The organism is Burkholderia sp. NFPP32 (assembly GCF_900119325.1).
In the GTDB taxonomy this organism is placed as follows: Bacteria; Pseudomonadota; Gammaproteobacteria; order Burkholderiales; family Burkholderiaceae; genus Burkholderia; species Burkholderia pyrrocinia_C.
Genome location: NZ_FPJP01000005.1, coordinates 468,696 through 475,662, shown reverse-complemented (window position 1 = coordinate 475,662; position 6,967 = coordinate 468,696). Strand labels below are relative to the sequence as shown.

General features: G+C 65.1%; 5 protein-coding genes, 1 tRNA gene and 1 pseudogene. 6 read left to right on the top strand and 1 reads right to left on the bottom strand.

Annotated elements, in window-relative coordinates; translation table 11 throughout:
• From BT264_RS13885 to BT264_RS13875, 3 genes and pseudogenes are all read left to right on the top strand, one after another.
• Nucleotides 1-264: pseudogene (locus tag BT264_RS13885) on the top strand (acetyl-coenzyme A synthetase); the annotation flags it as partial.
• Nucleotides 265-349: 85 nt separating this feature from the next.
• Complete coding sequence (locus BT264_RS13880) at nt 350-694, top strand: DUF4212 domain-containing protein (protein ID WP_034183498.1); 345 nt, start codon at nt 350-352, stop codon at nt 692-694.
• A 3-nt stretch (nt 695-697) separates the two neighbouring features.
• Nucleotides 698-2,713, top strand: a complete 2,016-nt coding sequence (locus BT264_RS13875) for a sodium:solute symporter family protein (RefSeq protein WP_072436939.1) — start codon at nt 698-700, stop codon at nt 2,711-2,713.
• Nucleotides 2,714-2,810: 97 nt separating this feature from the next.
• On the opposite strand, the gene BT264_RS13870 is transcribed toward BT264_RS13875, so the two are convergent.
• A tRNA-Ser gene (locus BT264_RS13870) sits at nt 2,811-2,901 on the bottom strand.
• A 226-nt stretch (nt 2,902-3,127) separates the two neighbouring features.
• Between BT264_RS13870 and BT264_RS13865 the strand changes: the two genes are divergently transcribed.
• The 3 genes from BT264_RS13865 to BT264_RS13855 all read left to right on the top strand — a co-directional run bounded on the left by BT264_RS13865 (nt 3,128) and on the right by BT264_RS13855 (nt 6,951).
• Nucleotides 3,128-3,757 (top strand): LysE family translocator, encoded by a 630-nt coding sequence (locus BT264_RS13865; protein WP_072436940.1) that lies wholly within the window; start codon nt 3,128-3,130, stop codon nt 3,755-3,757.
• 45 nt (nt 3,758-3,802) lie between these two features.
• Entirely contained in the window at nt 3,803-3,994 is a 192-nt protein-coding gene (locus BT264_RS13860) for a hypothetical protein (RefSeq protein WP_256260626.1), read from the top strand.
• 179 nt (nt 3,995-4,173) lie between these two features.
• Complete coding sequence (locus BT264_RS13855) at nt 4,174-6,951, top strand: type VI secretion system Vgr family protein (RefSeq protein WP_072436941.1); 2,778 nt, start codon at nt 4,174-4,176, stop codon at nt 6,949-6,951.
• Nucleotides 6,952-6,967 lie beyond the last annotated feature (16 nt).

Sequence of the window (6,967 nt, the reverse complement as noted above, 5' to 3'; positions counted from 1 at the left end):
GCATTCGTGGTGCTGAAGCGTTCGCGTCCGGAGGGCGAGGAAGCGGCGGCGCTCGCGAAGACGCTGCGCGACTGGGTCGGCAAGCAGATCGGGCCGATCGCGAAGCCGAAGGACATCCGCTTCGGCGACAACCTGCCGAAGACGCGCTCGGGCAAGATCATGCGGCGCCTGCTGCGCTCGCTTGCGAAGGGCGAGGCGATCACGCAGGACACGTCCACGCTCGAGAATCCGGCCATCCTCGATCAGCTCGCCGAAGTGCGCTGATCTCACTTGTCGTGCGCCACGCGCGCATGAGCCCCTGCGCGGCAATCCCGATTGTCCGCGCAGGGGCTTTTTGCTAAATAACGGCATGACCGTTCCGACCCGTCCGGCGCCTGTCGCGCCGCCGCCCGTTCCCGAGCCGCTTGCGCGTGCCCACGCGCGCTACTGGCGCTTCAATGTCGCGTTGATCGCGGTGCTGATGGCGATCGGTTTCTCGGTGTCGTTCATCGTGCCGTTCTTCGGGCCCGCGCTCGCCGGGGTCCGGTTTGCCGGCTTCAGCCTGCCGTTCTATGTCGGCGCGCAGGGCGCGATTCTCGTGTATCTCGTGCTGATCGTCGTCTACATCGGGCTGATGCAACGCGCGGACCGCACGCTGCGCCGCGCGTACGACGACCATGCGGCGCGCACCGGCAATGCGCACGGCGGGCGCTGATTCATGCTGACGCATCGACTGATACGCGCATACGCGCTCTACACGCTGGGTTTTCTCGGGTTCGTGCTGCTGATGTGGCGGATCGAGCGCGCGACCGGCTCCGGTGTCTGGATCGGCTACGTGTTCCTGTTCGTGCCGATCGCCGTGTATGCGGTGATCGGGCTGCTGTCGCGCACGTCCGATCTCGTCGAGTACTACGTGGCCGGGCGGCGCGTGCCGTCCGCGTTCAACGGGATGGCGACGGCGGCCGACTGGCTGTCGGCCGCGTCGTTCATCGGCCTGGCCGGGTCGCTGTACTCAACCGGCTACGACGCGCTGGCGTACGTGATGGGCTGGACGGGCGGGTTCTGCCTCGTCGCCTTCCTGCTCGCGCCTTATGTGCGCAAGCTCGCGCGCTATACGATTCCCGACTTTCTCGGCACGCGCTTCTCGAGCACGGCCGTGCGCGCGCTGGCGGCCGGCGCGGCGATCCTGTGTTCGTTCGTGTACCTGGTCGCGCAGATCCAGGGGATCGGGTTGATCGCGACGCGCTTCATCGGCGTCGATTTCGCGATCGGGATCTTCTGCGGGCTCGCGGGCATTCTCGTGTGCTCGTTTCTCGGCGGGATGCGCGCGGTCACGTGGACGCAGGTCGCGCAGTACATCATCCTGATCAGCGCGATCCTGATTCCGGTGTCGCTGATCGCGATGAAGAACGGGCTCGGCCCCGTGCCGCAGTTCAATTACGGCAAGCTGATGGAGCGCGTCGCGGCGCGCGAGGCGCAGGTGCGGGATGCGGCCGACGAGCAGCAGGTGCGCGACGCGTATCGGCGGCAAGCCGCGGACATCCAGACGCGGCTCGACCGGTTGCCGACGTCCTATGCGGACGCGCGCAGGCATCTCGTCGACCAGCTCGCCGACTTGCGGCGCCACAACGGGCCGCTGCGCGAGATCAGCCAGCGCGAGCGCGAGCTGGCCGACTTCCCGCGCGATCCGGCGGCGGCGCGCGTCGCGTGGACGCAGGCGCGCGACGATCTGCTGGCCCGTGCAGAGCCGCCCGTGCCGATGCACGAGCCGTTTCCCGCCGCGAGCGACGACGAACGCAAGCCGCGCGAGCGGAATTTCCTCGCGCTGCTGATGTGCCTGTCGCTCGGCACAGCGAGCCTGCCGCATATCCTGACGCGCTACAACACGACCACGTCGGTCGCGTCGGCGCGCCGCTCGGTCGGCTGGACGCTGTTCTTCATCGCGCTGTTCTACCTGAGCGTGCCGGTGCTCGCGGTGCTGATCAAGTACGAGATCCTTGCGAACCTTGTCGGGCGGCCGTTCGCCGAATTGCCGGCGTGGGTCACGCAATGGCATCACTTCGAACCCGACCTGATCAGCGTCGTCGAGGTGATTCGCGACGGCATCGTGCACTGGTCGGAAATCCAGATGCAGCCGGACATGGTCGTGCTGGCCGCGCCGGAGATCGCGGGGCTGCCGTATGTCGTGTCGGGGCTGATCGCGGCCGGCGCGCTTGCCGCCGCGCTGTCGACCGCGGACGGGCTGCTGCTGACGATCGCGAACGCGCTGTCGCACGATGTCTATTACTGCATGGTGGCACCCGACGCATCGAGCCAGCGGCGCGTGACGATCTCGAAGGTGCTGCTGCTCGGCGTCGCGCTGTTCGCGTCGTATGTCGCGTCGCTCAATACAGGGAAGATCTTGTTTCTCGTCGGCGCGGCGTTCTCGCTGGCGGCATCGAGCTTCTTTCCGGTGCTCGTGCTCGGCGTGTTCTGGAAGCGCACGACGACGCGCGGCGCGATCGCCGGGATGGTGACGGGGCTCGCGGTGTGCGTGTACTACATCGTGTCGACCTATCCGTACTTCACGCAGTTGACGGGGTTCGCGGGGCGCACGTGGTTCGGGATCGAGCCGATCAGTTCGGGGGTGTTCGGCGTGCCGGCGGGGTTTGCGGTGGCGATTGCGGTGAGTTTGTGCGATCGGCGGCCGGATGATTACACGCGGGCGCTGGTGGATTACATCAGGCATCCGTGATGCGGGAGGCGGGCGGATGGGGAGGGTGTCGGCGCCCCAAACGCCCAAAACGAAAAGCCCCTTGATTTGTCGGGAAATCAAGGGGCTTCTTGCATTCTGGCGGAGAGAGGGGGATTCGAACCCCCGATAGGCGATTAACCTATACACGCTTTCCAGGCGTGCGACTTAAACCACTCATCCATCTCTCCGGAAGTCCGAGAGTATAGCAAACTCTGGCGGCGGCTCGCCACCCCCTTGCATGCCCATCAGAAATCCGTCGTCATCGACAGTCGCCGCGCAGGCATCGGAACGGACGTGCGATCATTGGCCGGTTCGCATTCGTCGTAACAAATCGGCTGAGCCGATTGCAACCCGTGTGGCCGATGCCGACGATGCGACCCGTTCGCTCCGCTCCCTTTGAAGGAATGCCACGCCATGTCGCTCTCCGCCTTGCTCGCATTTGCCCTGATCCTGTCCGTCGGCGTCGCGACGCCCGGCCCGACGGTGTTGCTTGCGATGAGCAACGGTTCGCGATACGGCTTGCGTCACGCGATGGTCGGCATGCTCGGCGCCGTCACCGCCGACGTCGTGCTCGTCGCGCTGGTCGGGCTCGGCCTTGGCGTGCTGCTCGACGCGTCGGAAACGGCGTTCGTGACGCTGAAGCTGCTCGGCGCGGCGTGGCTCGCGTATGTCGGCATCCGGATGCTGATGTCGAGCGGCCATTCCACCGCGGCGCAGGAACCCGAGCACCCGACGCCCGATCGCCGGACCGCGTTCCTGAAGAGTTTTTTCGTCGCGATGAGCAACCCGAAGTACTACCTGTTCATGTCCGCGCTGCTGCCGCAGTTCGTCGACCGGTCGCACGCGATCGCGCCGCAATACGCGATCCTTGCGGCGACGATCGTCGCTATCGACGTCATCGGGATGACCGGTTACGCGCTGCTCGGCGTGCATTCGGTGCGCGTATGGAAAGCGGCCGGGGAGAAGTGGCTGAACCGGGTCAGCGGGTCGCTTCTGCTGATGCTCGCGGGGTACGTCGCGCTGTATCGCAAGACCGCGAACTGATGCGGCGATGCATCGGGAAAGCGGCACGCCGGCACCGGTGCGGCGATGAAGCCGGTCGATCGCTTTACGCTCGAAACGCATGATGGTCCGTACGAATCGTGGCCGTCACGCACGCATGTGCTCGTGGATGGCGTGCGCTCCGGTCTCGCCATTTCCGGCTATATGCTGCTCCGCCAGTTCGAGATGCCGGCCGCATATCTGCTCGTTACCGACTACGACTGCTTTGAAAGATTGTAAATTTTAAAACCCTGTCAGACGGTTTGCTCAAGGGGTTCTAAAATCCTTCAAAAGTTCGTCATCGCCCTGACAATTTGATATGCTCGCCGAAAACGAGACGGGCGGCACTCCCAGGACGGACCAGCGGGCGTGGTTGCCCGATGAATAACGAAGTAAAACAAAATCCTGAGAGTCACGCTGTGAATACAGCCGAATTGCTACGCGCATTTGCGTCCGGGGTTGTCGATCAGAATAAACGACCGATTCGCATGAACTGGGGGCCTGCCCAGAAGACGCTCGAGCAGGTGCTTGCCCTCCAGTATGCCGACGTCCGGGAAGGATTGATGACGGGCATCGAGGGGCATCTGACCTGCGTGTCCGCACGTGCCGATCTCCCGATCCGCAGCTTCATCGGGCTACCTGTCTCCGTCGAGATGACGACCGATCGCGGGCGTCTCCACACCATCAACGGTATCGTCACCGACGTTCGTACCGGACAGTCGGACGGGGCCCTGACCTGCTACCAGTTGACGATTCGCGACGTGCTGTCCGTGATGGAGCGGCGGACGAACTCGCGACTGTTTCGCACCAAGAGCCTGCCCGACATCCTTGCGGTGCTGCTTCAGGAGTGGCGCCAGCGCAGCTCCGCGCTCGCCGGCGCATTCGAATTCGATCTGTCCGGCCTGCAAGGCGAGCGTTACCCGGCACGCGAACTCACGCGGCAGGTCAACGAGTCGGATGCGCACTTCATCCGGCGGCTGCTGCGGCGGGACGGTGCGACCGTATTCGTCAAGGCGGGCAAGGCGGGCGAGCGGGCGAACGGCAATGCGAACGACACGCCGGTGCATACGCTTGTCTTTGCCGACGACTCGATGAAGCTGCCGGAGACGGTTGCCGGCACCGTCCGTTACCACCGCGATGCAGCCACCGAAGAGCGCGATTCGATCACGCTGTGGGCGACGAGCCGCAGGTTGATTCCGGGCAAGATCGTCCGGCCGACGTGGGATTACAAGAGCGGCCGGATGTCCCAAACCGAGCAGGCGACGATCGTCGACCAGGGCGACGGCGGCAATGACCTCGGGCATTTGCTGGCCGACGCCGTCATCGATATCCCGCACGCTGGAAATTCGTCGTCGGACCTCGACCGGATCGGCAAGGACCGGATGCTTGCGCACGAGCTGCGCGCCGAATCCGTCGACGGCGTGAGCAATGTGCGCGATCTGGCCGTGGGTCACTGGTTTGCGCTCGCCGAGCATCCGCAACTCGATACGTTGCCGGCCGAGCAGCGGCAGTTCGTCGTCACGTCGCTTCATCATCGCGTGCGGAACAACCTGCCGAAGGAACTGAACGAGCGCGCGCAGTCGCTGTTCGCGGCAAGCCGCGTGCTGTTCAACGCCGTGCCGACCGATGTGAGCAGCAAGCCGGGCGATGAAAGCGACACGCGCTACGAGAACACGTTCTCGTGCGTTCGGCGCGGCGTGCCGCTGACGCCTGCCTACGATCCCCATGTCGACCTGCCGCCCGTGCATCCGATGACGGCCGTCGTCGTCGGGCCGCAGGGAGAGGAGGTGTTTTGCGATGAAATGGGCCGCATCCGTGTGCGGATCCAGGGGCTGAACGCAGACGATCACGCGCACGCGCAGGGCGCCGGGACGAGCGGCACGCCGTCCGACAGCGCGCCGGTACGCGTCGCCTGCGCGCTCGCCGGGCCGAGCTTCGGCGCGAATACCTTGCCGCGCGTCGGCATGGAGGTGCTGATCGGCCATATCGGCGGCGATCCGGACCGGCTCGTCGTAATGGGCGTGCTGGCCAACGGGCCGAACATGCCGGCGACCTTCAGCCATACCGGTGCGCTGCCGGGCAACCGCTATCTGTCCGGTACGAAGACGAAGGAAATCAAGGGGCAGCGATACAACCAGATCCGCTTCGACGATACGCCGGGGCAGATCAGCAGCCAGCTGGCGAGCGAGCACGCGTACAGCCAGTTGAACCTCGGCTATCTGACACAGCCGCGCGATAACGGCCAGGGCGCGGCGCGTGGCGAAGGCGCCGAATTGCGCAGCGATGCGCACGTCGCGATTCGCAGCGGCAAGGCGATGCTGATCTCGGCCTGGGAACGGCTGCGTGCGAGTGACGGTCACCTCGCGCGGGATGAGTATCTGCAACTGATGCAGGAATGCGTCGAATTGTTCAAGAGTCTCGGCGACTATGCGGGCCAGCATCAGGGTGTTGCACCGGATACGCAGCCGCACGATGCGCTCATGACGACGGTGAAAGGCTGGCCGAACGGGGAAGCGTCCGGGGGCGGCGAGTCGTCAGGCGCGTCGGTGGCGGCGATCGGGATCACCGCGCCCGCTGGGATCAGCATGGCGACGCCGAAGACCGTCACGACCCATGCGGGCGGTAACGTCGATGTCGTCGCGCAGAACCACCTGCAATACACGAGCGGGCAGCGGATCAACCTGCAGGCCGGGCATGGTGTGGCGATGTTCGCGCACAGCGAAGGGGTTTCTGCGATAGCCAATCGGGGGAAGGTTGCGCTGCAGAGCCAGAACGACGATACGCAGATCGATTCGGCGAAAAACATCCAGATGACGGCGGGAGGCGGGAAGCTCGCGGGCATGGCCAGCGAGCAGGTCGTGTTCGTGACGTCGGGCGGCGCGTATCTGAAGCTGCATGGCGGGGATATCGAGCTCGGATGTCCGGGGAGTTTTACCGTCAAATCCGCATCGCACACGTGGGCCGGGCCGGCGAGCATGAGCGCCGATTTTCCGAAGTTCGATCAGGGCTCGCTTGGGCGGGTGCCGAAGCTGGTCAGGGCCACCGACGGGCAACCGGTCGAGGGCATGGAGGCCGAGGTGCGGAAGGCGTCGGGCGAGTTGATCAAGGGGAAGACCGACGCGCAAGGCAAGCTGTCGCCGGTCAGCAGCGATCAGTTCGAACAATTGGCGGTTCGCTTTTTCAAGTCGAGAACCTGAGCTGAGTCTTCAAGAA

What these genes read in the sequence shown, in the direction of transcription:
- BT264_RS13880 (WP_034183498.1), top strand. Translation starts at nt 350, where the DNA reads ATGACCGTTCCGACCCGTCCGGCGCCTGTCGCGCCGCCGCCCGTTCCC.
- BT264_RS13860 (WP_256260626.1), top strand. Translation starts at nt 3,803, where the DNA reads ATGAAGCCGGTCGATCGCTTTACGCTCGAAACGCATGATGGTCCGTAC.
- BT264_RS13865 (WP_072436940.1), top strand. Translation starts at nt 3,128, where the DNA reads ATGTCGCTCTCCGCCTTGCTCGCATTTGCCCTGATCCTGTCCGTCGGC.
- BT264_RS13875 (WP_072436939.1), top strand. Translation starts at nt 698, where the DNA reads ATGCTGACGCATCGACTGATACGCGCATACGCGCTCTACACGCTGGGT.